The following is a 24,274-nucleotide window of genomic DNA, read 5'->3' on the forward strand; positions in this document are numbered from 1 at the left end:
AGAAAATGAAAAATTATATAATAGCAAGCATACTTGTACTAATTAGCATAGTATCCTGCACCAAAGATTTTGAAGAAATAAATATTAATCCCAACCAACCAGAAGAAGTAAATTCTGATCTGCTTTTGTCTACTGTAATTTCTACCGTAGCAAACAGAGCAGTACAATCCGGATGGGACAGAGGGAATATTGTAGGACAATTAACTGCTAAAATCAATTTTACAGGTTTTGACCGATATCAATGGGATGCAGAATCCGATTTATGGGAGGAGTATTATGGAATTCTACCAGAGATAGATATAATCCTCAAAAAATCTACAGAAGGTGAAACAAAAAATACAACCTACGAAGGTATTGCTTTAGTATTAAGATCGTATGTCTTTTCTATCTTAACTGATAATTGGGGAAATATACCCTTTACCGAAGCACTACAAGGTTTAGAAGGTAATTTTACTCCTAAATATGATAATCAGGAAGTTATTTACAAAGCTATTCTAAAGGATCTTAAAAAAGCTTCAGAATTATTAGTTATAGGAGAAACTATTCGTATTGCAGGAACCTTAAATGGAGGAGATGTTTTATACGAAGGAGATACAGAAAAATGGTTAAAATTCACCAATTCCTTACGACTTCGATATCTGCTTAGAGTTTCTAATAAAATGGATGTTTCTTCAGAAATGAAAGAAATTTTAGATAGCGGTATGTTTATTACTACCAATTCCGATAATGCAGTGGTTACATATCCAGCAACAACACAAACAGATTCTTGGCCAATAAGTACCGGTAGAGTCGGTAGTTTTGATGAGCATAGACTTAGTCAAACGAGCGAAACCATATTAAAGCGATTTAATGATAATCGTTTATTTTCATGGTTTCAACCTACTGATAACTCCGAAGATGACCCTAATTTATATGTTGGATTAACTAATGGATTAAGTGAAGACAATGCATCTACCTTTAATGGCGGGGCAAAAAATGTATCCCGATTAAGAGAATCTTTCTTCTATAAATCTCCAAATAGCGTAAAAGCGGCTATACTACAAGCTGCAGAGGTACAATTTATACTTGCAGAAGCAGTACAACAAGGTTGGATAGCAGGCGATGCAAAAACTTTTTATGAAGAAGGAGTGCGATTATCTTTTGCATATTGGAAAACCAGTCAGGACGTAAACGCATATTTACAACAACCAGGAGTACTATACGATGGAGAATTAGAGACTATTATCACACAAAAATGGTTAGCTTCTTTTCTGGTTGGATTTGAAGGATGGTATGATTTCCGTAGAACAGGATTTCCTTCTATAATAGTGCCAGGTCCGGATAACGTAAATAGTAACCAGGTACCTGTACGTTTTTTATATCCAGATAGTGAGCAAACTTTAAATAGTCAAAGCTACGAGCAAGCAGTTTTAGAAATAGGAGGAAATACCATTAACGCAAAAGGTTGGTGGGAAAATTAATTCCTTTTTGGAGCAACAATAGAATAAAACAATGAAACAAAATATAATATATAGTATACTTTTTACTTTATTACTTTTAGGTATTAAAGGGAAAGCACAAGAAAAAAACGCAACTAAAGTTATTTTAATTACTTTAGATGGATTACGTTGGCAGGAACTCTACTCTGGCGCAGACTCATTGCTGGTAACAAACAAGACCTATGTAAAAGATACTACAAAATTAAAATCTAATTTTTGGAGATCTAACCCAAAAGACAGAAGGGAAGCCTTGCTACCATTTTTCTGGAATGAAATTAGTAAAATGGGGCAGTTACATGGTAATAGAAATCTAGGCAGTAAAGTAGATTTAACTAATACTATGTGGTTTTCGTACCCAGGGTATAACGAAATTTTAACAGGAGTTGCCGATGATAAAAATATCCATAGTAATGATAAAATAAACAATCCTAATAAAACAATATTAGAGATAATCAATGATGTTCCAGAGTATAAAGGAAAAGTAGCTGCTTTTGGTAGCTGGGATGTTTTTCCGTTTATCATAAACGAAGAGCGATCTCAAGTTCCCGTTAATGCAGGTTTTGAGGCATCAAAAGGTGCTAATCTAAGTGAAAGAGAAGTATTTTTAAATCAGCTGCAAGAGCAAATACCAAGCCCTTGGAGTTCTGTTAGATTAGATGCTTTTACCCATCATTATGCGTTGGAACATATGAAAAAATCACATCCAGAACTTGTGTATATTGCGTATGGAGAAACCGATGATTTTGCACACGATGGGGATTATGAAGCATATCTTAATGCAGCACATAATACAGATAATCTCATTAAAGAATTATGGGAGTTTACACAACAAGATTCTTTTTATAAGGATAATACTGTATTTATAATTTCCACAGATCATGGACGAGGAACTAAACCTTTAGATACATGGAAAAGTCATGGTAAAAAAGTAAAAGGAGCAGGACAAGTATGGATAGTAGCCTTTGGTAAAGGAATAACCACTATGGGAGAAGTAAATATAGAAGAACAGTTATATAGTAACCAAATAGCTGCCACGGTTTCTGCAATAATAGGAAAAAAACACCCTGTAGAAAAAGTAGGAAAGACTATAGATGTTATAGTGCCTTTAAAAAAGTAAATCTATTTGTACAATAAAATAAAAACGACCAGTTTATTGAAATTGGTCGTTTTTTTAATCCACATTGTGGAGTTTAATTCTAAAGGAGGCTTGCCTCGAAGACAAAATATATTTTCGGAAGCATACCTCGTGAGCTTGCTCTGAGGTTATTGATTTAACTTTTTTTTATAAAATCCTTCGCAGGTTAGAGGAGTAATATTAGTGATTTTTTATAAAAAATCATTGGTTATAGTTATGAAGCACAACGCCTACTGGATTGTAACGACTAGACATATAGATGTTATCGTTGCCATTGTGTCTTTTGCAAATCGGAAAAATATAAGCAGTACCACCTTTAGCTAACTTTTTGGCTACTTTTCCTGGGATAACATGACCTCCAACAAAATCAGATGTATTGCAATTGAACGGTGGAGCACCATCTGAATAATTATAGGACGAACATCGAGTTGTATCGTATCCACCATTACAAGTATCGGCCCAAAGTTGGATCCATGAGCTATATCCAGAAGGTTTAGGATCATGAGTAGAGCCAATAATATTAGCAAAAGAATAGTTTAAATTCCATGTAATGGTCCCATAGTATGTGGATTGAACAGTTTGTTGTACCTCCATAATATCGTTTAAGGATGGTTGTTCTACTTCTGTTTTATTTGGGGTAAACATAGCTTTGTAATCTTGATAGTTATGGGGATTAACAATAGGAGCAGGACCAGTTTGGATCACTCCCTGCACACCTGTATCCAGAAGTTTTTTTACCAATGCATCTATGGCTTGCCGAATAACGGTTTGACTTATTTGTTTTATCGCAGGGGTATTTTCGATATAATCTGTCCACATATTGTGAGTGACTAAGGTATTACCAGTATTATTTAAACTATGACTGTTAATTATTTTGGGGTGTTGATCAAGGCTGGTATGAATTGCCAATTGCTTATTGCTGCTATCCTTTGGGCCTGCAATAGTAAAATATTGCGTATCGGGGTCATAGCTGTATGGAATAGAGATATAACCAAAAATCGGATAGTGAAAAAAGGAACCAACTTCAATTGGAACACTGGTAAATAAGTGTTCTCCCGCAGTTAATTCCATTTCTATGGTCACGGTATGTTGTTCTATCCTTATAGGGCCTTGATAAAGAGGATTGAAAATAGGTAGTTCAAATGTAACTGTTTTCATGATTGCTTACTTAAGTTGATTATAAGACAAACATAGATAAGAAAGTTTAAAAAAGATATTTCATGATATTACAAAAAAGTAAGAAGGGGTAATTAATGAATAGTTCAAAGAAGAGATAATTAAATAAATTTAATACTTTAAAAGAGTATAATTATCTAAAAAACTTGTAAAATGCTTTGGATGGTTATCTGCAACCAAATTAACTAAGATATAAAAACATACTTGTTATTTGTATTTTACTTTAAACTCTCGGAATCATTTTGTCTATATTTCTTGGGAGTTGTGCCTTCTACTTTTTTAAAAGCAGCAGTAAAATGAGTAGAGTTTTTATAACCAATAAGTTCTGAGATTTCATAAATTGGTTTTTTACTATGCTTTAATAGTTTTTTTGCTTTTATCATTCGTGTGTTAAGAGCATATTCAAAAATAGTTTTATGAAACACGCGCTTAAATTCTTTTTTAAGTATAAAATCATTCAACCCCACCTCACGCGCTAATTCATGAAGAGAGTATTGTGTGGTTAGGTCAGAGTTTATGATAAATTGGACTTCATATAATTTTTTGATGAGGTTATCTGTAGTAGATGCTTCTGATTTATAACTTTTCTTATTTTCTAAGTATAAATAAAGTAATTCTAATACTTTAGATTCTAGAAATAACCGTTTTAATAGTCCTTTTCTAGTATCGGTTAGTAGTTCAGCTAAGATAGCCTGAGTTTTAGAACATAAAGGCTTTGCAAAATTTCTATCTACTTTTTCTATAGCATATTTTTCATAAATTCCATATTCGGAGTTTAATTTATGTTTTTTAATAAAATCAGAATACATTCTGATTTTGATTTCTTTAAAGTGTTTGTTTTTATGGTATAGTATAGATCCTGATACTTTAGATATGTATACAAGATAGCTTTCTTGACTTTCATAGATCAAATTATTAGATATTTCGTCAATTTTAATTATCTGTTCGCCATCAATTAAATAAGATAACTCTATAACTTCTGTATTCTGTTTTCCGCATACTTTAAAATCATTTTTTAACATAACATCAAACATTCCTATAAACAGACCATCAAAGTAGTTATACTCAAAGTGTCCATTACCAATTTCAGGTAAAAAACTAATTTTCTTTGTGTGGACGCTACAATGTTTTTGTTGGTTAACTAGTTTAGAGATAGTATTTAAAACACATTTGTTTTTATTTATTACTTGTGTCGATTCTACAGACTCTTTATTGCGTCTTTTTTTATCCATAATACGTCATTTTCTTTCTTGATTTAGGCGTTAATTTTGTGCTTAAAATTTATTTAGATCAAATATAAATAATAATATAAAGTCTAAATCAAATTTTTTTTAAAAAATGTCATGTCAGTGTTTGTTTTAAGAAAAAAAAAGCAACTATTTATTTGCTATTTGGGCGTATGATCTGTAGTGGTCAAAACGGGACAGAAGGTGTGATTTTGGATATATACTCTAGTCCGATCCCTGTATTAGAAATTGGCATAAAGGAATTTTTAAAAATAACTAGTAGACCTTTATATTGTAAGAGAGGAACACTCTTAGGTAATTTTATCCCTAGGGTGTTATTATTTTTTTTAAAACATAATTAATAACGATGTCTTCACCAAAAAAAAGAAATAACCGTAAAATCATTTTACAAATTCATAAAATACTAGGTCTAATTACAGGAGTAGTACTTTTTATCGTATCGATTACAGGATGTTTATGGGTTTTTAAAGACGAAATTGAAAGCTTTTATACCGATTATACGTATGTAACTCCGCAAGAACAGGAGTTTATTATTTCTTCCAAGGTAAAGTCAATTGCAGAACAAATAATCCCCAATAAAACTATTCATGGAGTTATATATGGGCAACCAAATGAAGCGATAGAAGTCGTTTTTTATCAAGCAGAACCAGAACTATTTTATCAGAGTGTGTTTTTAGATCCATATTCGGGAAAATTTATTAAAAGGGTAGATAATGACTCGGGATTCTTTGCTTTTGTATTAAAAGGACATATACGATTATGGCTTCCTGAAGCAATTGGTTCAAGAATTGTATCCTATTCTATATTATTATTTTTGGTACTATTAATTAGTGGTTTTTTTCTTTGGATACCCAGAAATAAGAAAAACTGGCGCCAACGATTAAAATTTGATTGGAATAGTAAAACACGTTGGAAACGAAAGAATTTTGATTTGCATTCTATAACAGGGTTTTATATCTCATCTTTGGGATTGCTATTTGCGTTTACAGGATGTGTAATGGCATTTAATTGGTTTTATTTTATAGCGTATATAGCTACAGGTGGAGATAAGGCACCACAATTTATTCTTCCTCAAAACATAAGTACTACCATTACCAATTCAGACAAAAATCCACCATACGATCAGTTAATACCCTCTCTTTACAAGGCGTATAGCGAAGCTAAAAGTTTTGAATTGCATTATCCAGAAAATGACTCTACTACGGTACTTGTAGAAGTAAGTAACTCTGCGGGATTGTATTATGATATGGATTATCTATTTTTTGATCAAAATACATTGCAAGAGGTCGAAACGACCAGTATTTATGGAAAATATAAGGATGCAGGATTCGCCGATAAGGTAATTCGTATGAATTATGATATTCACGTAGGTTCTATTGGGGGATTAGCAGGAAAAATAATAGCTTTTTTGGCAAGCTTAATTTGTGCGTCATTACCAGTTACAGGGGTTTTATTATGGTACGGAAGGGCGTATAAAAAACGACCTCAAGTTAAAGAAAAATTAGCTTCAGCATATAGTACACAGATGTAAAAAGGAGTTCGAAGTTGTATTCTTCAATCCTAGTATCGCGAGCTGGGAGCCTGGTGTTTGAATTTTGAAATCGGAGGTTTTCTTGATGACTACTCTAGTCTAAGTAAATACTATTATAAAAAAGAGAGCAAACTTATATAAAGTAGTGCTCTCTATCCGTATGTATATTTAGGGGTAACTTCGAGTCCAATAGTATATGCTTATTCTATAAGCAGCGTAATCATAAACAATTTTTTTCTACCTATACTAAGCTTAAAAACAACATTACATTTAACCTTTTTTCATTAGTATGGCAAGGTATGATAATTCCGGTTTTCATATATAGTATTTGAGGTTTATGCTTCAAAAATAACTTTGTTTTAAAGAGAATAATGATGTATTTCGGTGAGTAGTAAATTACTGTCGACGAAAAGTGTGTATCTAAAGACCTACTATTGGTCTATACCGAAGCTTTGTTGTATATTTAAATTTAGAAAACGGTAAGAGTTTATATGGATAAAACCACAAATAAGTATCTAATTAGTGCATTACTCATAGGAATTATGTTTCATGGTACTGCTATTTTTTTTACTTTAGAAAGTACTTATGATGCTTTAATTCACTTATTTTTTGGAAATCATTATGCAAATAGTTGGTTCGAACCATGGAGCTATAGTTGGTATACTGGTTTTACAGTAATGGGATACCCTCCTTTGGTGCACCAAAGTATAGGGTTGTTTTCTTATATAGGGGGATTAAAGTTTGGTTTATTTACGGTTGCACTTATAGCGATTCTTCTTTTTATAACAGGTATATATCGTTTTGCTCTCGTACTTACGTCTAACCAAAAAGTAGCAGGGTACACCGCTATTTTTGCAGTCTTTTCTTCCGCATTTATTGAAACATTACATGTTTTTGGACAATTACCCAGCATTATAGGGCTTTCAGTTTTATTACATGCATTGCCAGAGATTTATCTTTGGCTTAAAATAGGAAAATATAAGTATTTATTAAATAGCTTAAGCCTTATTGCGGTAACTGTAACATCGCATCATGTAACTCCTATTTTTGGGATGATTTTTTTTATTTTTCCCTTAATAGGAATGGTGTTAATGGATGTTTCTAGAGAGACAGCAGGGAGTTATAAAGAGGTTAGTATTCTAGTTTTTTTCAAAAGTTTTCTTTCTCTTTTTAAAAGAATTGTAGCTTTTGGTTTCGGATCCTTATTATTAATTATCCTTTGTATTCTTCCGTATTGGATCAATACCAAAAATAACCCAATAACACAGGTGCCCATACCACATGGGTCACGTGATAATTTTTTTGAAGTTACTTCCTCTGGGCTAGTATTTTTTTTAATACCGTGGGGCATTTTATTATTTTTGTTTCCTTATATCTGGTTTCGGTTTTATAGTAAACGATATTTATTTTTTGGATTATCTTTTACTCTTTTAACTATTTTAGGTACAGGAGGAACAACACCTATTCCTAAAATGATGTTAGGTGAAAATGCATTTAATATTCTTACTTTAGATAGGTTTACTTTATGGGGGTCTATTATGGCACTTCCTATATTTGGGGAATTTGGATATCGATTTATTGAAGGAGATTTAAAACAAAAAATTCAAAAAAAATATGGAGGAGTTTACCATAGGATTTTAGGAGGACTACTAACAGGGGGTATTGTTTTTACCACATTTTTTACTATGAGTCTTGGATATTTTAGACCATCGCAACCTCAAAAGATTAAGATGTTACCCATTTTAAATTTTTTGACACAGGATCAACACGATAAATGGCGGTATCTTCCTTTAGGATTTGGAGATCAAATGGCGTGGTTATCTGCCCAGACTAACGCAATGACGGTAGATGGTAACTATCATTCAGCCAGAAGACTTCCAGAATTAACCACAAGAGCGGTAGAGCGTTTAGAGAATTCAAAGTTTAGAGGGATAGAGGGGATAGGTTCTTTGCAACAGTTTCTAACAGTACCCGAAAAATATAATTTGAAATATGTGTTTTCTAATGATAAGTTTTATGACCCAATTCTATATTTCTGTGGATGGCAACGATTACGACAATTAGAAAATGGTATAATGGTTTGGGAAAAATTAAATGTCCCTCCTTTGTCTAGCATTTTACCGAAAGATAAAATTCCTACGTTTCAAAAATTAATGTGGGGTTTAATCCCTATTGCAACTGTATTAATTGCTTTTATTATCAACATTCAGTTAATATGGGTACATGCTTTAAAATCAAAACAAAAAACTTTTCCTGTATATTTTAAGTATGGAGTGTCTTATCATCGGTTTAAAAATATAGTTTTTAAAGCCTCCTACCTATGGGCGATCTTAATGCTAATTTTTACAGGGTATGGATTTTATTGGATATATGTTAAGAATGTAAAGCAATTAAGCCCAATTAACGCAACAGAATCTTATTATGATGCGTTAGACTTTAAGGAGTTTGAACGAGCATACTCCTATATAGATCCTAAAAGTGATAAGACTAAGGCGCAATATATGCTGGAAATTTCGGTTACCGATGGTTTACTAAGTTCGTATGCGAAATTAAATGAAATCGATATAAATATTACTGCAAAAACAGATAGTACAGCCAAAGTAAAAGTCAATACCCATTGGATTACACCACTAGAAAAAATAGATAAGACATTCTATCATGAATTGGTAAAATACGGCAAAAAATGGTATATAAAACCATTAGGGTATGATTTGGATATACCGCCAGATCAATTATTTTCTGAAAACATCACCTCTTTTTATAATCATGGCAGACGAAGAATAAGTTCTGAGCAAACGCATCATGAAGATGTTTTAAAACAACCAGTATTAGAAGTGTTATCCGCAAAAATAGTTGGATATCATGATCAATATAGTATAATAGGAGAATTACAAAATGTAGATAATGTGCCAGCCGATGTAGTAATAACAGGAGCATTATATAATAATGAAAATCAAAGATTGGCAAAGTTTAACGCCAAAAACCAAATGAAACATAAATTACTCCCTAAAGAAATTACCAGTTTTCGTATTAATTTTGAGGGTATAGCATGGGTAAATAAAGAAGAGCAAAAACCAAAAACATTTAATCCTGATGAGTTTACTTCTTTAGAGTTTAATCAAACACCAGTAACATTTAATCTACAATGTGCAGGTAATGTAGCTACCGTAGATTTGTTTAAAGGAGTTACTATTAATGATTTATCTGTTGTGGAGAATACTATGATAGAAGGTGTTTTATTTAACTCGGGCTTAGAAGAAGTTACGATCCCGATGTTATTGATTTCATATTATACCAAAGATCAAAAGTTAGTGTGGGTAGATCATCGGTACTTAAGAGAAGGTATTAGACCGCAACGCAAACAGTATTTTAAGTATCCGTTATTAGATATATTAGATGTACATAGTATAAATGATACTATGGATAATGTTTTTGTAAATGGATTGGCAAATGAAGAGATTAGTAATAAAGTGGTGCCCGATAGAAATACAGAACATCAATCCTCGCAATTTATCCCTATAGAAGGAAAAGGGTTTAGTTACATTAAAATAGAAATTAGCACCTATATAGGGGCTCCAAATTAATGAAAATCAGAAGAGAACATATAACTATATTATTATCAGGGGTCTTGATTTATGTAGTAAACATTGCTTTTAAAAGTGTACTTAAAAAACAGGAAGAGATCTCTGTAATAGTATCTGCACACAAAAAAATAGTAGAGGCAGGGAATCCTATTGTATTAGATTTTAAAGTAAATAAAGAAATAGCTACAGAACTTTTGTTACATACTTCGTATGGTAGTACAACGATACAACCAGATATAGCAGGAGAAACAAGATTTACGATTCCAAGATTTATAGCAAATAAAAAGGGAACCGTATCTTATACTTTATTTTATGAAAAAGGAAATCTCTATCAAGGCGAATTACAAATAAGGTCTAATACTAAAACAAAAGTTTGTTTAGAATCCTATATAGGGCCTCCCAGTATTATAGCAGGGGGTATTGACTATGCTATGCAAGTAGTTGTACCTACAGACTCTTATGATAATCCATTGCCAGATAGTACGAATGTAACAATAGGGCATCAGTTTTTGGATATAGAGAAAAAGAAGGAACTTCGTAGTAAAGATATGATAGCTTGGCAGAATATATTTTCTTATAATTCTTCGGGTAGAATATTATTGTTTTCAAAAGTTAAGGAAACAATTTCTAAAGAATTTTCTATTGATGTATTCCCTTCATTACCCGAAAATTTTCAGATTCAAAGCAAACGAAAACATTCTTATGCAGATGGTAATCAAATCACACAATTTATTACTTCTATTATAAAAGATAAACATGGTAATATCATAAGTGATGGATCTTTGGTAAAATTTGTTATAAAAAACACAAAAGGGTTATTATTACATACACAAGCAAATACTGTTAACGGGCAAGCAATTGCCAAAATGTTACACCCAGATCATGAAGATGCTTGGCAAGTTAAAGCATACATACATGGGATGGCAGAAAGTAATAGTATTAGGATAGAGTATTCTAAAGTTTTAGAAGATTTTGATACGCAATTTAAAAAAGGGAATCGTTATGTTACCGTAGGTCCTTTGGTTAGTTTTATGGGACAACTGATCCCAGATGGGGCGATGGTAATCCTCAAAATATTTAAAGAGAATAAAAAAATAGACACTAAGGTAGAAACTTCGTCAAACGGAATTGCGAGATTTTTTTTGCAAGAAGGATTTTATGCATCTGGAAAATATGATGTTACCATAAAAGCATTGGGAGTAGAAAAACAATACAATAATATAGAATTAGAATGATACGATGGAATAAATATATATACACAGGATTACTAATTAGTTCTTTTATTGGGGTTATTGTATTATTACTTTTTGGAATAAGTCAAGCTTTTTCTTTTCTTAATACTGGCGCTGACCGAAGCTCTATGTTACATGTTGCATTACATAAAGAGCAGGTATATTTTCCAAAACTAGATTGGATAGATACTATTAATCCAGGGCGACCTATAGAAAAACAAACACAACAGGATATAGAACAAGATTATCTTAATGCATGGTATGTGCGCAATGTAGCATACCAAAGTAATAAGATGGATGGAATAGGAGATTATTATACTAAAAGTTCAAGAAAAAATATAGCAAATACCATACTCTCTAATAAAGAAAAAAATATAGAAATACATGGTACTACTACCAATCATAACATAGCTTTAGATTTTTATAGTGCAGATGGCCAATTAGCAATCTTAAGCGATACTAATGTAAAAGAATACCAACGAGTATATAGAGAAGATACATTTTTGGCAGAAACACGATTGCAATCCAATTATCAGGTACTGTTGCTTTTGGAAGATGGTTTTTGGCGGGTACGACATATGGTAAAAAAAGGAAATTATGATCAAGATACTAGTATGCCATCTAATGGTTTAGCCAAAGTTATTAAGGATAAAATATATATAGAAGATAAAGAATATACTATAAAAGGAATTAATTATTACCCGCAGAAAACGCCTTGGGATATGTTTGGGGATAATTTTGATATAGATATTATTGCAAAAGATTTTGATATTATAACCGAGGCAGGTTTAAATACGATACGAATTTTTGTGCCTTATGTTGTTTTTGGAAAAGCGAAGGTTATACCAGAAAAGTTACAAAGGTTGCAAGAGGTGTTAGATAAAGCCGAAGATAAAAATCTTAAAGTTATTGTAACCTTATTTGATTTTTACGGAGATTATTCTGTATTAGATTGGACATTAACACACCGACATGCAGAGCAAATAGTAACCCCATTAGCAAATCACAAAGCTATTTTATCTTGGGATATAAAAAATGAACCTAATTTAGATTTTAATTCCAGAGGAAAAGAAAGCGTACTGGCATGGTTAAAAGAAATGATCTATCAAATCCGAAATTTTGACCCTAATCACCTAATTACTATAGGGTGGTCTGATATGGGATCAGCAGATTTATTGCAAGAGGATGTGGATATGGTATCTTTTCATTATTACTTAGATATAGATGAATTTGCACAAAAATATAAAGATGTATCTGCAAAAATAAGTAAACCACTAGTTTTGCAAGAATTTGGATTATCCTCTAGTAGAGGGCTTTGGAGTCCTTTTGGAGCTTCAGAAAAAGGACAGGCAAATTATTATGAGCAATTTCAAAAAATGATAAAAGAAGAAAATATAAACTACCTTTCCTGGACTTTATATGATTTTGAGGAAGTACCTACTGCCGTAGTAGGTAAATTACCTTGGCGTAAGCATAAACAAAAACATTTTGGATTTATCGATAGCAAAGGGAACAAGAAACCAGCTTTTGAGTTTATAAAGTAATACCCATTTTATGCAATAGAAAATCTATTACATTTTGTAATCTTTTCTATATGATTTAATCCACATTGTGGAGTTTAATTCTCTGAGGGTTGTCTCGAAAACAAAGTATATTTTCGGAAGCATACCTCGTGAACTAGCTCTGAGGTTATTGATTACATCAATAAAAAACATCTAGATATAGATAAAAAAGAAGGATTATTATTGTTTTCTGTTTTGTATGGCTTTAAATTGTTGGATATACATATCGGTTATTTTACTCATTGGTAGGGCAGTGGCAGCTTTGTAATTTGCTTTTCCTAATGCAATACGATATTCAGGATCTAATACAATTTTTTCTATAGCATTGGCAAGGCTATCTACACTTTCAGGATCAAAAAACTCTCCTTTATATCCTTCTTCGTCTACTAATAAACTTAAATCTCCTAAATCTGGCATAACTACAGCTTTACCATAACTTCCTGCTTGATGCAATACTCCCGAGCTTCCTGTTGTTGAGGTATACGGAAATACTACCATAGCACTTTCTGTAAAAATTCTAGGCACATCTACTTCTTCAACATAACCAGTAAAAGTAAGTTGAGGTACATTTGCATATTTTTCTTTCATAGATTGTAAATACCCTATAACGTTTGGATTATCGGTTCCTGCAATTACAATTTCAAGATTTGTATTGGTTCTGGATCGTATTTTTTCTACCGCTTCGATCATAATCTCTACTTTTTTATAAGTACCAAATTTTCCGAAAGTCATAATTTGTAAAGGACCTTCGGGAAGGGTGTATATAGGCTCTTCTGGTATTTCAAAAGTACCATGAGGGATCTGTACTACGTTTGTAGCAGTATATTTTTCTTTTAAAATATGTACGTATTTATCTATAGTAACAGCAACCATGTCTGCTGATAGTATAAATTGAGTAAGCATAGTACCTATACCAGTATAGATTTTTTGAAGAATTTTATTTTTTGTAAATCCAGAGTTTTCTAAATCTACTTGTTCCATAATATTATGTAGTAAAACTATAGTTGGTATATTTTTTAAAACACAACGTTTTGGTAATAACAACCCTAATGCTGCAGCTATTTTTTTGTCCCCAAATTTCATGAATTGCAGATTAAATAATATAGCATCTGGTTTGGTTTGATTAACAGCTTTCATTACAGAAAAAATGTTGTTGTAGCTATTAAATTTCCAACACTGTTTGACTACTATATTGCATCCTTTTTCGGTAAATGAAATATCTGCATCTTTTGGAGAAACATCGGTTAACAATATAAGTTCAGAAATATCTGCATGTTGTCTAAAATGTTTTACTAAGTGATACGCATATTCATTTAAGGTTACTTTACTAGGAGGGTAAGCGGTTACAATAGCTAATTTCATCTATAATTCTTTATGTTGGTTTTTAGAATCAGACAGAGACGAAGTAAAATCCGTTAGAAATTTTATGTGTAATAAAGGTTTCAAGATTTTAGGACGAATGGGGTACGTCTTTATTTTTTGCAAACTACAATTTATAATAACCAGATTAGAAAAGCAACAGAAACCGAAGAATAATAAGTGTTTTTTGGATGTAGAACATTTTCATTTTACTTTTCTTGTTCTCTAAGTTTGTAGCAGCTCTAGTTAATAATTTTCTCTAAAAATATAGGTAGCTTTATTTTTTTTAAAAAGATCTATGATTTTGTTATTCTCTCTACCCAAAACAAACAAAATTTTACTTCTTCGGTTTGCTTTTGCATAGATTTCTTTTAAAACCTTTATCCCTTTTTGATCCATTTTTTTGACCTTTTTTAAAGAAATCACCACCTCTTCATAATGATCTAATAGATAATTAAAATGGTTTTTAACTAATTCTGTATTGTCTAAAGTAAAATTTCCTACTACTTCAAACGTTCCTGATGTATTTATAATTTGTAGTTTCATGATGTTTTATTTTGGGATATTCTATTATACAAAATCACTTCTTAGGATATAATTTACTTTGCCAAAGGCAGCACTTACTTTTTTATTTTCTTTGCCTATGATGTATAAGGTTTTTTTATTTTCGGCAGCATTTCTAAATAGTTTATTTAATACTGTAACTCCAGAAGAATCAATTTTTTTTACTTTATCTAGGCAGATAATTACTTTGTTTAGACGACACAATAATTTTTCAAAATGGTGTTGTAAGGATTTAGCATTTTCTGTGGTTATACTTCCTCTAATTTCAAAAATTTCTTGATTTTGGGTAATTTGTAAGGCCATAATTTTTGTTTTATAGGTTATTACTATCTTAAAGTTGCATCTTTTTTTACTGATTTTGATGCTAATTACGGTGAGTTACGTATATCTTTCGACGAATAGATTCGACTGATCGTTATCCTTTTTTCTGGTAACTTAAAAAGAAGGATAACTGAAATACAAGAAGAATAGCCATTGCTATTATTTGCATAATAACAACCTGTGATAATGTGTTGTGAAAAAATAGGATAAGTACCACCTGCGAAACCCCAAGTAATGCAGATAATACTACTGGTATATATTGATCCAGAGATAAAAAATAATAAGCGAAAATATTGGAAATAGCGAATAATGATGTTGCAATAGCATATTTCCATAGTAGTGGTGCTATACTTATATATTCACTACCAAACATTATATTAATTACAAATTCGGGAAAAAGATAGCACCCCAGTACAATCGCTGCCGAAAGTAAAGTAATATAAAATACATATTTAAATAATATAGGAGAGTGGGCTTCTCCATCTTTTTGCTTTTGTACTACTTTTGGTAACAACAACATGACAAACATCCAGGCAACAAAATATACAACTCTACCGATCAAAGCTAAAGATGCATACAAACCAGCTTCATACGTTTCGAAATAGTGTTTTACCATAAGTATATCACTATTGTTAATAATGATTTGAGTAAACTCATAAAATGCAGTTAACAGGAAAAATTTGAGTATATATTTGGATTCTGTAGGTGGTAATATATGTTTTTTTGTTATTTCTATATGTTTAGATTGAAAGGGGAGAAGGCCAAACAGAAAAGAAATTGCAATACCCAAAGCTACTAAAATAGAAGATTGTAATTGTGTAGTATAGATTAGTATTAAGGTAATGATAAGTCTGCTAATCATTTCTCCTTGATAGGTTACAGCAAGGCTATCAAATTTTTTGCTCCCTTGAAAAACACCTCTGTTAACACTCATTATAAAGTATATAGGGACACCAATACCAAATAAAGTAAACATGGTAGAGGATTGGGTGTTAAATAGTGCTTGTAAAGAATTTGCAAAAAGGATAAGTAAGACTCCTAAAGTAATGCCAATGGCACTAGAGTATTTGTATATAATATTGATAAAATTTTTAAAAAGATCTTTCTCAAAAATTACCGAAAATTTAGCTGTCGATAATTGAAACGTCATGGCGACAAAAGACAAAACTAAAAGAAAAGTGATTAATAGTGCAGCATCTGCAAACTCTTCGGGACCTAAGATCCTGCCTAATATTAAATTATAAAGATAGTTTCCTCCATTAACAATAATTACACTGATCATAAATTTTTGTTCTGCACTTAATTTTTTTAAAGCAGTATGAATGATCATTTTCATAATAATAGATTTAGGTTTTTAGATTGCGTTGTGAATTTATAATATAAATAGTTTCTTTTTTAAAAGACCCCTATACGTTATTTTTTCATAAAGTATAGGGGATGGTAATAGGTAATACTATTGTATCAAGAAGCTCCCTTCATATCTTTTTTTGAAATCATCTCCTCTTATAATATATTTATATACGCCTTTTTGTAGATTTTTAGCAGTAAAAGTAAATGTATCTGTTAGGATTCCGGTACCTCCAAGATCCTCTTTTTGTACTACTCTACCAAGCATGTCTATCACCGAGATAGTTAGTTTTTGTTGTGGTGTTGGCATTTTAATAGTTGTATTTGTTTTAAAAGGATTTGGAGAATTGATAATAACAGTAGAGTTGTCTTCTGAACGAATTTCTATGTCATCATTATTAATTGCTACAGCCTCTGTATTTTCATCTGTTTCAGTATTTGTAGTTTCTTCTTGTTCTTTTTCTAAAGTAAATTTAAGTTTTGCAACTTCGATATTAAAAGTGGTAAAGCTTTGATAATCTCCTTGTATTGAAAAAACAACACTTCTTAGATTATCCATACTGATATCTTGTTTTTTTGTAGTATAAAAATCCGAAAAAGGTATGGTATACGTTTGTTTTGTATCGGTTGCCTTTATTGTATATCTAAGTCTGTTATTCCAATCCACAAGATCTTTTGTTACCAGAATCACTTCTACATCTTTATCTGTGTATAGATCAAACTCTACTGTTTTATACTTTGAAACATTTAAAGTACGATCTCCTCCCAGAATATTTCTAAAAAGATTCATGGTTTCTTTAAGGTTACCACTTACTGTAGCATCTCGTTCTATTATATATGAATTAGATTGGTTTTCTTGTTTTTCATTCTTAATAATATTAAAATTGGTTACCGTTGCACCTTGTTCTAGAAAATCAATACCCCATGGGCCATCTGCCAAGTATAATACATCAGCTTTGTTAGGGTCATTTCCGGTAATTGCAAATCCGATATCAAATAGATATCCTGTTTCTATGGCAATAGTTTCTTGATATTCGCCAGATAATGTAATTGTTCTTGTTAGTAGCTCTTCTTTAGATAGCTCTGTTACTCTTTTGTTTCCTCTAAAGTTGAATTGACTTGCCTGAGATTTATTTATAATGCTTAATATAAGTTTACCATCTCTATAATACCCTTCTTGCACAAATACCGAGGGTATATGGTTTGGAATAAAAGTTTTACCTAGTGATTTTTGTACCATTAACTTATCAATAATAGTATTTGCAATAGTTGCAACTTGTGGTATAGAACCACCCCATATCTGAAAATTAAGATAATCTCCTTCAGGATATTGGCCGATATTCCATAAACTATATAACTCATTTTGATATTCGTCTATTCGAACAGAAAAATGTAAAGCTTGTTCGATTTCGCCAGTAGCTCTTCTAATTTTAGTGTTTACCAAAGTATGATTTCGGATTTTCAGGGTTCTAATATCCTCTAAAACAGAGCCGTTAAGTCTATCGCATATAGTTTTAGAATGGTCATAAACAGATCCTTTTGTTGCCATTGCCAGAGCAGCACCAACTCTTTGATTTTGTTTGTAGTAATCTATAGAAAATACAGATGTAGCGTTGGTTATTCCAATCAAATCATCTGGACTGGATACAAAAGAGGTTTCTGTTCCTGTAGCACCGGTTTTTGGGAAATAAATACTTAGATCCACATTGTTACCATTTTTGTATGATTTTTGTCCTGGAGCAAAACGTTGTTGTAAACTTTTTGTATTATATACTTTATTGGTTTTGGATCTAGAAAAATTTCTTTTAGCAATTAAGTTAGCTAAATCCCCATTACTTTCTAAGCCGCCGTCATTGCCAGAAGTCACAATACCTTCTTCCGTTAATTCTAGTATGTTAGTTGTTTTTAAGGAGCTATACTGATCTGCTTTTATATGAAATAAAACATCATTAAAATCATGATCTGCTCCAGGATAGTCTCGTCTAATGTCTTCAAAACCAAGAACAATAGTTTCGTTAGCGGTATCTGCTAATAAAATATTATGTGGTCGTAGAGTTTCGTCGCACTCTGGATTATAATCTGAATTGGAATAGATTTGCCATAATCCAGAATCTACAGAATTGTTATCCCAGCCATCTGCAAGTAATACCCAACCAATTCCTGTATTAGCAGGAAAACTACCAATATTTACCGTATTACCAGCAATTAATCCACCATCGCTACCTACTTTTGAGGCATTAGGAAAAATAATAGTAATGTTTTCTGGATCAGGAACTGTTACAGAAGGATTATTTATATCATACGTATAAAAACCAAGTGCGTTTTTATAGTTTGTGTTTTCATCAATAAAGGTTACCGAAATGTTTGCTGTACTTTCTAAAATAATATTAGTATCGTAGCCCGAGTAAATATAATTAGGGTTAAGATTAGGTACAGAGTTACCTTCTGGTAAACCATTTTGGATACGATTTATATAATCGGATGCTAAGATATCGTTAGTGTCTAAATAATTTGGGATACCAGATATGCCAAATGTACTAGAATATTGATATCGTTCGCTTATACTTAACATAGGGAAACTAGCAGGAGTTTGGTTACTATTATCTGAATCAAAAACAGTTTCTTTTAAATCAAAATTATCATCCAAACCATCTTGATCAAAATCATTTCCAGAAGCTATAGTATTAGCTATTCCATCACTATTTGTATCGTATGCGTCTACAGTATCCAACGTGCCATCATTATTAGAATCTGTATCTAAAAAGTCAGGGCTGTCGGTACCATCTGTATTAATATACCCTTGTGGAGTTCCTTCATTGTCTGGATCAAAAGCATCGTCCATACCATCTCTATCTTGATCTAAACCAGAAAGAGTTATAAAACTAAGGCTATTTTGTCCTTCGATAAGATCAATGATCCCATCTTGATCAGAATCAATATCGTATGGGTCATAAATTAAATCATTGTCTGTGTCTGCAGGATAAAAAATAGTACCAGTTTGATCTACATCTACAATATCAGCAATACCATCCAGATCCGAATCGATATAATTAGCATCCTGTGCATTAAATTGACCATCTCCATTAGTATCATAATTACCTAGTCCAGCTTCTACAATATCAAATATTCCATCATTATCACTATCTAAATCCAGTACATTAGGAACACCATCTCTATCGGTATCAAAAGCCAAAGAAACACCACTGTTACAGGTGGCTCCAAAATCTGGGTCTAAATAGTTAAAAGTCCCATCAGAATCATTATCTCCATAAGGATCTATGCCACCACTTTCTACAAGATCAGGAATACCATCTCCATCGGTATCTTTATCAAAAGGATCCAAGACCTCATCTTGATCTGCATCGATAGGGGATATGCCACTGGCACATTTAAAACCATCATTAGAATTGGTTACTTCGGTATTATTTAATAAAGTAGCATAAGGGGTGATACTTTCATAATCGTTTACTAAATATAATCCTCCACTATTACTAGATACATATAATCTATTGCTAGTATCGGTATAACAGGCACCAAATGTATGATTGGGTAAATCAGTAACGGTACTACTACTAAAAACAGGGGTGGTTGTAGAAAGATCCCATTTATACACATCTCCTCGGCTGCCACCATATAAGTTGCCATTAATAAATACAATATCTGCACATGTATTAGGGGAGGCTTGGTTAGATACTACAATTTCAAATACAGGGGGAGTAGAGCCATCATAGCTTTGAATATTGAGAATCTTATGAAAAGATTTTTTGTCTAATGAATTTTGAAAAACCCATAGATTTCCTTCATTATCTACATCGGCAGCATAACCACCACCAAAGGAGATACCTCCATTAGGTGCAACAGCACCAAGGTCTACTATTATATCTTTTCCTATTCGTAATAAATGTTTATCACTGCTTCGTATTGCATATAAAAAATCATCTACGGGGTTGTACCCTCCTGCATTATATGAGTTATGGGTATGAAGGGGAGTGGAATAGGTTCCTGTTATAGGGTCATAGGATCGTAATGCTCCAGAAATTACTTGATAAAACTTTCCTTCATTACAATCAAAAGATTGTTGAGCATAGGTTACATTTGCTAGAATAACTGTTAGAATGAGAATGACGGCTTTTTTCATAATATATTGGGGTTTGTATTTTCTAGTTCTAAACTAGGATACAGACGTTTTTTTGATAGTTAGAGTATTGTTGATTTTTTTAAGAAAGTAGTTATCTTACCATATAGTCGTTTTTTTTAAGGTTAAAAATATCAGAAGCATTTTTGGTGTGAGTTCTGATTTTGAAGTAATTAAACCAGATCATTAATAAGTTAATTGGGATAAGAAAAGAGTCCTTTAAAGTTATTTTAGAGCCTTCTACTTCGATCCAGCTATCCAAAGGTTCTTCGCTAATAGAGCTTAATAAGTCCTTAATTCCAATATGTCTTTTCAGACGAAGAAAAATTTCTATATCAAATAACCATTTACTTATAAATTGTTGGCTATATACGTTTTCGATAATACTTTTCTTAAAAACTTTAGCACCACACTGGGTGTCTTTGATAGGAAGTTGAAGAATAAATTGAATAAAGAATCCTATAAAATTTGATAGCACTTTTCTAGCTATATTTCTTTCAATATTATTAGACTCTTCTGTTTTTCTAGAACCAAATACCATGGTTAGTTTAGGGTTGCTATTTAGCTTTGTTACTAGGTTGTCCATTTCTTCTAGCGATGTAGATAGGTCTGCATCTAGAAATGCAATATTATCGATATGCTCTATATCTGCAAGGTAATTAGCACCTGTTTGTACTGCGGTAGCTTTACCTTGGTTGTTCTCGAGATCAATTACGGATATTTTTTTGGGGTTAAACTCTCTAAGTTCCAGTAACATTTTTAAAGTGTTGTCTGAACTACCATCATTAACAAAACAGAGATGATAGTTTGTTTTTTGATTTAAAAAGTTGCAAAATTTTTTCTTATCCAGTCTATAATATTCATTATAGCATGGAATAATAATTCCTGTAATTTTCGTCATTCTTTTTTTATTTTAGGGCATACTTCTGGGGTAGTAGAAGTATTAATTTTTTAAGGATAGCCTCATCATTTTTTAGGCCTTAGATCTTTTAAAATATGTTTAACATTCTTCTGGGGATTTTTGAAGACTATTTTACATTTTGACGAATTTACTTTTTGTAGAATTGACTATTAAGTACTAATTATCAACTCTATGTAAAATTAACATCTGTTTTCGAGATTTCATTACGGTAAAACCTCAAAATGTTTACGAAAGCGTAAAAAATGTGTATTTCGTCGATAATTAAGTGTATTTAATTAAAAATTTAACATTTAAAAATCTTTTAAAGAAGGTAAAAGACTACAAGTGTTAATAAAAAATGCAGATTTTTGTAAAGAATTAGTGTTAAAAAAGAAGTTTTTTTCTATTTACGGTAATGATTATATAAAATTATGTTAAAAAAAATGAAGTTTTTATGAAATAAAAGAAAATCAGAAATGGAATTTTAATAAAACTTATTGTGTTTTTGATTGCTGTTATTTTTGTTATTCTTAGCTTTAACAATATTAACCTGTTATTCCACAAAATAATGTTCTCAAAAACCTTCTTTTTAAGCTTTTTATTTCTTTTTTCAATTTCCTTTTTATCTGCACAAGATATGCAGGAAGGTTTTGGTTATCTTGAAACAGGAAAGTATGATAAAGCAAAATCTTTTTTTAAGATCATTTTAGAGAAATACCCTAATAATAGAACAGCTCTTTTGTGTTATGGTAGATCGGTTGGTTTATTAGGAGATTCGCAGAAAGCAGTATCTATTTTTACAGCGTTAAAAAAAGACTACCCAAATGATTTTGAAATTAAGTTGAATTATGCTGAAGCACTACTCTGGGATAAACAATTTATAGATGCAGAAAAATTTTATGAAACCTTGATTCAGGAAGATAATACAAGTTTTCCTGCTGTGCTAGGATATGCTAATACCTTATCTAATTTAAAAAAGTATAAAAAAGCATTAGAAATAGTGAATAAAGCATTGACATTACAAAAAGGAAACCCAAATGCTTTGTTATCCCGAAAATATATTCGCTTAGGTTATGCCAATGCGTTGGCACAAGACAAAAAATATAAAGAAGCTATAGAGTTACTGGATCAAAACCTTATAGATTTTCCTAAGGATAAAGATACATTACTGAATAAGGCTAATATTTATTTAGTTACCAATAATCTGGAAGAAGCAGAAAAAGCGTATACTGATTTAGCGATAAGCAAAGAGGATAGTATCACATCCTTAAATGGTAAAGCTTTAGTTGCTCATAAAAAAAGTAAAGAAAAAAAAGCACTGAAAATAGCAAATACCGCTAAAGAAAAAGTGGTTGGTTTTAAAGACAACAAAAATCTTTATTTATCTACACAAGAGCGATATATACAAGCATTATTATGGAATAAAAAATTTAAGACAGCAAATAATGAAATTGATAAATTACAGTTAGAGTACTCTAATAATAGGATATCTGCTTTGCAGGCAACACATGGCATGTATACCAGTAACTTTAAAAAGAGTTTAGAAAGTTATATTTCTATATTAAACAAAGATAAAAGCTCTTTTGATGGTAATTTAGGAATTGCAAACGCATATAGAGCGGTAGGAGAGGATATGAAATCTTATACATATGCTTTTAAAACATTGCAATATTATCCAAAACAGCAAGATGCAGAAAAATTGATAAAGACTTTAAAAAAGTCTCATACACCTTTTATCGAAGAAAAAACAGCATTTACTTTTGATAATGGAGATAATGAAGCTTTTATGATACAGTTAAAATCAGAAATTCCTTTATCAGAAAAACTTACTACAGAGTTTCAATATGATTATAGAACAACAAGAAATACGGTAAGTGAAAATGAAGCTACGTCGAATGATTTTTGGTTAGGATTATTATATAAGTTTAACGGCAGGCTCTCATTACAATCTAAGGTGGGGATTACTAATGCAAATGCATTTACAACAGAGTATACAGAGTTTTTAGCTGAGGTAACTTTAAAAACGAAACCATTTAAGCTTCAAAACCTAGACATAGGATACAAAAGGGAACTGCAAAATTTTAATGCAGATTTATTAAATAGAGAGATTGTAATGAATAATTATTTCTTGAATTATAATCTTAGTACCAATTTTAATTTAGGCTGGTATACACAGTATATATATACTCCACAGACCGATGATAATATAAGAAACCTATTGTTTTCATCTTTATACTATACTTTTTTACAAAAACCTATTATAAAAGGAGGTATAAATTATCAATATTTATCCTTTAAAGAGCAAGTGCCTGTAATTTATTTTAGTCCTGGACAATTTAATCTAGGAGAGATCTTTTTAGAGATTGTTAGTGATGCTGAAAAAAAATGGTTTTATAATGCTAGTGCAGCTTTAGGTAGACAATTTGTAGAACAAGATCCTGGATCTTCAACTTTTAGAGCAGAAGGAAAGTTTGGGTATCAATTTTCAGAGCGATTTAAGGCAAACCTATATGGTAAATATAGTAATATAGCTTCTGCTACAGCGGCTGGTTTTGAATACACAGAACTTGGTTTTCAGCTAAAATGGTATTTTTTATCTAAACCTATTTTTGATAAAAAAATACAAAAGTTGCAAAATAATGAGGATGCAAATATGTCCAATTGATTTTAAAATAAATTAAAGAAACAATTATACCCTTTTA

The 24,274-nt window shown here is 31.4% G+C and carries 15 protein-coding genes; 7 read left to right on the plus strand and 8 right to left on the minus strand.

Annotation, left to right across the window (positions count from 1 at the left end):
* The first annotated feature begins 5 nt into the window (after positions 1 to 5).
* A complete protein-coding gene (locus H527_RS0108310) occupies positions 6 to 1,460 on the plus strand; it encodes a SusD/RagB family nutrient-binding outer membrane lipoprotein (protein WP_027412276.1) in 1,455 nt (484 codons plus the stop codon).
* Between the two features lie 31 nt (positions 1,461 to 1,491).
* On the plus strand, positions 1,492 to 2,595 hold the full coding sequence (locus tag H527_RS0108315) for an alkaline phosphatase family protein (RefSeq protein WP_027412277.1): 1,104 nt from the start codon (positions 1,492 to 1,494) through the stop codon (positions 2,593 to 2,595).
* Positions 2,596 to 2,814: 219 nt separating this feature from the next.
* On the opposite strand, the gene H527_RS0108320 is transcribed toward H527_RS0108315, so the two are convergent.
* Both H527_RS0108320 and H527_RS0108325 read right to left on the minus strand, forming a co-directional pair.
* Positions 2,815 to 3,771 carry a hypothetical protein gene (locus H527_RS0108320; protein ID WP_027412278.1) on the minus strand — a complete coding sequence of 319 codons (957 nt, stop codon included), beginning with the start codon at positions 3,769 to 3,771 and terminating at the stop codon, positions 2,815 to 2,817.
* A gap of 236 nt (positions 3,772 to 4,007) precedes the next feature.
* The gene (locus H527_RS0108325; protein ID WP_229809275.1) at positions 4,008 to 5,021 is read right to left on the minus strand and encodes a helix-turn-helix domain-containing protein; all 1,014 of its coding nucleotides are present in this window, start codon (positions 5,019 to 5,021) and stop codon (positions 4,008 to 4,010) included.
* Between the two features lie 361 nt (positions 5,022 to 5,382).
* Between H527_RS0108325 and H527_RS21710 the strand changes: the two genes are divergently transcribed.
* From H527_RS21710 to H527_RS0108345, 4 genes are all read left to right on the plus strand, one after another.
* Positions 5,383 to 6,567, plus strand: a complete 1,185-nt coding sequence (locus tag H527_RS21710) for a PepSY-associated TM helix domain-containing protein (protein ID WP_035087689.1) — start codon at positions 5,383 to 5,385, stop codon at positions 6,565 to 6,567.
* Between the two features lie 491 nt (positions 6,568 to 7,058).
* Positions 7,059 to 10,151, plus strand: a complete 3,093-nt coding sequence (locus tag H527_RS0108335) for a membrane protein (RefSeq protein WP_027412280.1) — start codon at positions 7,059 to 7,061, stop codon at positions 10,149 to 10,151.
* On the plus strand, positions 10,151 to 11,386 hold the full coding sequence (locus H527_RS0108340; RefSeq protein WP_027412281.1) for a hypothetical protein: 1,236 nt from the start codon (positions 10,151 to 10,153) through the stop codon (positions 11,384 to 11,386). Before H527_RS0108335 ends, H527_RS0108340 begins: the two co-directional genes overlap by 1 nt.
* Positions 11,383 to 12,927 (plus strand): cellulase family glycosylhydrolase, encoded by a 1,545-nt coding sequence (locus H527_RS0108345; protein ID WP_027412282.1) that lies wholly within the window; start codon positions 11,383 to 11,385, stop codon positions 12,925 to 12,927. Before H527_RS0108340 ends, H527_RS0108345 begins: the two co-directional genes overlap by 4 nt.
* Before the next feature lie 198 nt (positions 12,928 to 13,125).
* Here H527_RS0108345 and H527_RS0108350 read toward each other — a convergent pair whose 3' ends face one another.
* The 6 genes from H527_RS0108350 to H527_RS0108375 all read right to left on the minus strand — a co-directional run bounded on the left by H527_RS0108350 (position 13,126) and on the right by H527_RS0108375 (position 21,572).
* Positions 13,126 to 14,307 carry a glycosyltransferase gene (locus H527_RS0108350; RefSeq protein ID WP_027412283.1) on the minus strand — a complete coding sequence of 394 codons (1,182 nt, stop codon included), beginning with the start codon at positions 14,305 to 14,307 and terminating at the stop codon, positions 13,126 to 13,128.
* A 243-nt stretch (positions 14,308 to 14,550) separates the two neighbouring features.
* Positions 14,551 to 14,850 (minus strand): STAS domain-containing protein, encoded by a 300-nt coding sequence (locus H527_RS0108355; RefSeq protein ID WP_027412284.1) that lies wholly within the window; start codon positions 14,848 to 14,850, stop codon positions 14,551 to 14,553.
* 24 nt (positions 14,851 to 14,874) lie between these two features.
* On the minus strand, positions 14,875 to 15,171 hold the full coding sequence (locus H527_RS0108360; protein WP_027412285.1) for an STAS domain-containing protein: 297 nt from the start codon (positions 15,169 to 15,171) through the stop codon (positions 14,875 to 14,877).
* A 112-nt stretch (positions 15,172 to 15,283) separates the two neighbouring features.
* Positions 15,284 to 16,525, minus strand: coding sequence for an oligosaccharide flippase family protein (locus H527_RS0108365; RefSeq protein WP_027412286.1), 1,242 nt, complete (start codon positions 16,523 to 16,525; stop codon positions 15,284 to 15,286).
* 117 nt (positions 16,526 to 16,642) lie between these two features.
* Positions 16,643 to 20,674: a DUF6923 family protein gene (locus tag H527_RS0108370; protein ID WP_027412287.1), complete on the minus strand. Its 4,032-nt coding sequence runs from the start codon at positions 20,672 to 20,674 to the stop codon at positions 16,643 to 16,645.
* Positions 20,675 to 20,765: 91 nt separating this feature from the next.
* On the minus strand, positions 20,766 to 21,572 hold the full coding sequence (locus tag H527_RS0108375) for a glycosyltransferase (RefSeq protein ID WP_027412288.1): 807 nt from the start codon (positions 21,570 to 21,572) through the stop codon (positions 20,766 to 20,768).
* Between the two features lie 568 nt (positions 21,573 to 22,140).
* Between H527_RS0108375 and H527_RS0108380 the strand changes: the two genes are divergently transcribed.
* On the plus strand, positions 22,141 to 24,237 hold the full coding sequence (locus tag H527_RS0108380; protein ID WP_035087697.1) for a tetratricopeptide repeat protein: 2,097 nt from the start codon (positions 22,141 to 22,143) through the stop codon (positions 24,235 to 24,237).
* Positions 24,238 to 24,274 lie beyond the last annotated feature (37 nt).

Source organism: Aquimarina muelleri DSM 19832 (assembly GCF_000430665.1).
GTDB lineage: Bacteria > Bacteroidota > Bacteroidia > Flavobacteriales > Flavobacteriaceae > Aquimarina > Aquimarina muelleri.

What these genes read in the sequence shown, in the direction of transcription:
- H527_RS0108310 (WP_027412276.1), top strand. Translation starts at nt 6, where the DNA reads ATGAAAAATTATATAATAGCAAGCATACTTGTACTAATTAGCATAGTA.
- H527_RS0108315 (WP_027412277.1), top strand. Translation starts at nt 1,492, where the DNA reads ATGAAACAAAATATAATATATAGTATACTTTTTACTTTATTACTTTTA.
- H527_RS0108320 (WP_027412278.1), bottom strand. Translation starts at nt 3,771, where the DNA reads ATGAAAACAGTTACATTTGAACTACCTATTTTCAATCCTCTTTATCAA.
- H527_RS0108325 (WP_229809275.1), bottom strand. Translation starts at nt 5,021, where the DNA reads ATGGATAAAAAAAGACGCAATAAAGAGTCTGTAGAATCGACACAAGTA.
- H527_RS21710 (WP_035087689.1), top strand. Translation starts at nt 5,383, where the DNA reads ATGTCTTCACCAAAAAAAAGAAATAACCGTAAAATCATTTTACAAATT.
- H527_RS0108335 (WP_027412280.1), top strand. Translation starts at nt 7,059, where the DNA reads ATGGATAAAACCACAAATAAGTATCTAATTAGTGCATTACTCATAGGA.
- H527_RS0108340 (WP_027412281.1), top strand. Translation starts at nt 10,151, where the DNA reads ATGAAAATCAGAAGAGAACATATAACTATATTATTATCAGGGGTCTTG.
- H527_RS0108345 (WP_027412282.1), top strand. Translation starts at nt 11,383, where the DNA reads ATGATACGATGGAATAAATATATATACACAGGATTACTAATTAGTTCT.
- H527_RS0108350 (WP_027412283.1), bottom strand. Translation starts at nt 14,307, where the DNA reads ATGAAATTAGCTATTGTAACCGCTTACCCTCCTAGTAAAGTAACCTTA.
- H527_RS0108355 (WP_027412284.1), bottom strand. Translation starts at nt 14,850, where the DNA reads ATGAAACTACAAATTATAAATACATCAGGAACGTTTGAAGTAGTAGGA.
- H527_RS0108360 (WP_027412285.1), bottom strand. Translation starts at nt 15,171, where the DNA reads ATGGCCTTACAAATTACCCAAAATCAAGAAATTTTTGAAATTAGAGGA.
- H527_RS0108365 (WP_027412286.1), bottom strand. Translation starts at nt 16,525, where the DNA reads ATGAAAATGATCATTCATACTGCTTTAAAAAAATTAAGTGCAGAACAA.
- H527_RS0108370 (WP_027412287.1), bottom strand. Translation starts at nt 20,674, where the DNA reads ATGAAAAAAGCCGTCATTCTCATTCTAACAGTTATTCTAGCAAATGTA.
- H527_RS0108375 (WP_027412288.1), bottom strand. Translation starts at nt 21,572, where the DNA reads ATGACGAAAATTACAGGAATTATTATTCCATGCTATAATGAATATTAT.
- H527_RS0108380 (WP_035087697.1), top strand. Translation starts at nt 22,141, where the DNA reads ATGTTCTCAAAAACCTTCTTTTTAAGCTTTTTATTTCTTTTTTCAATT.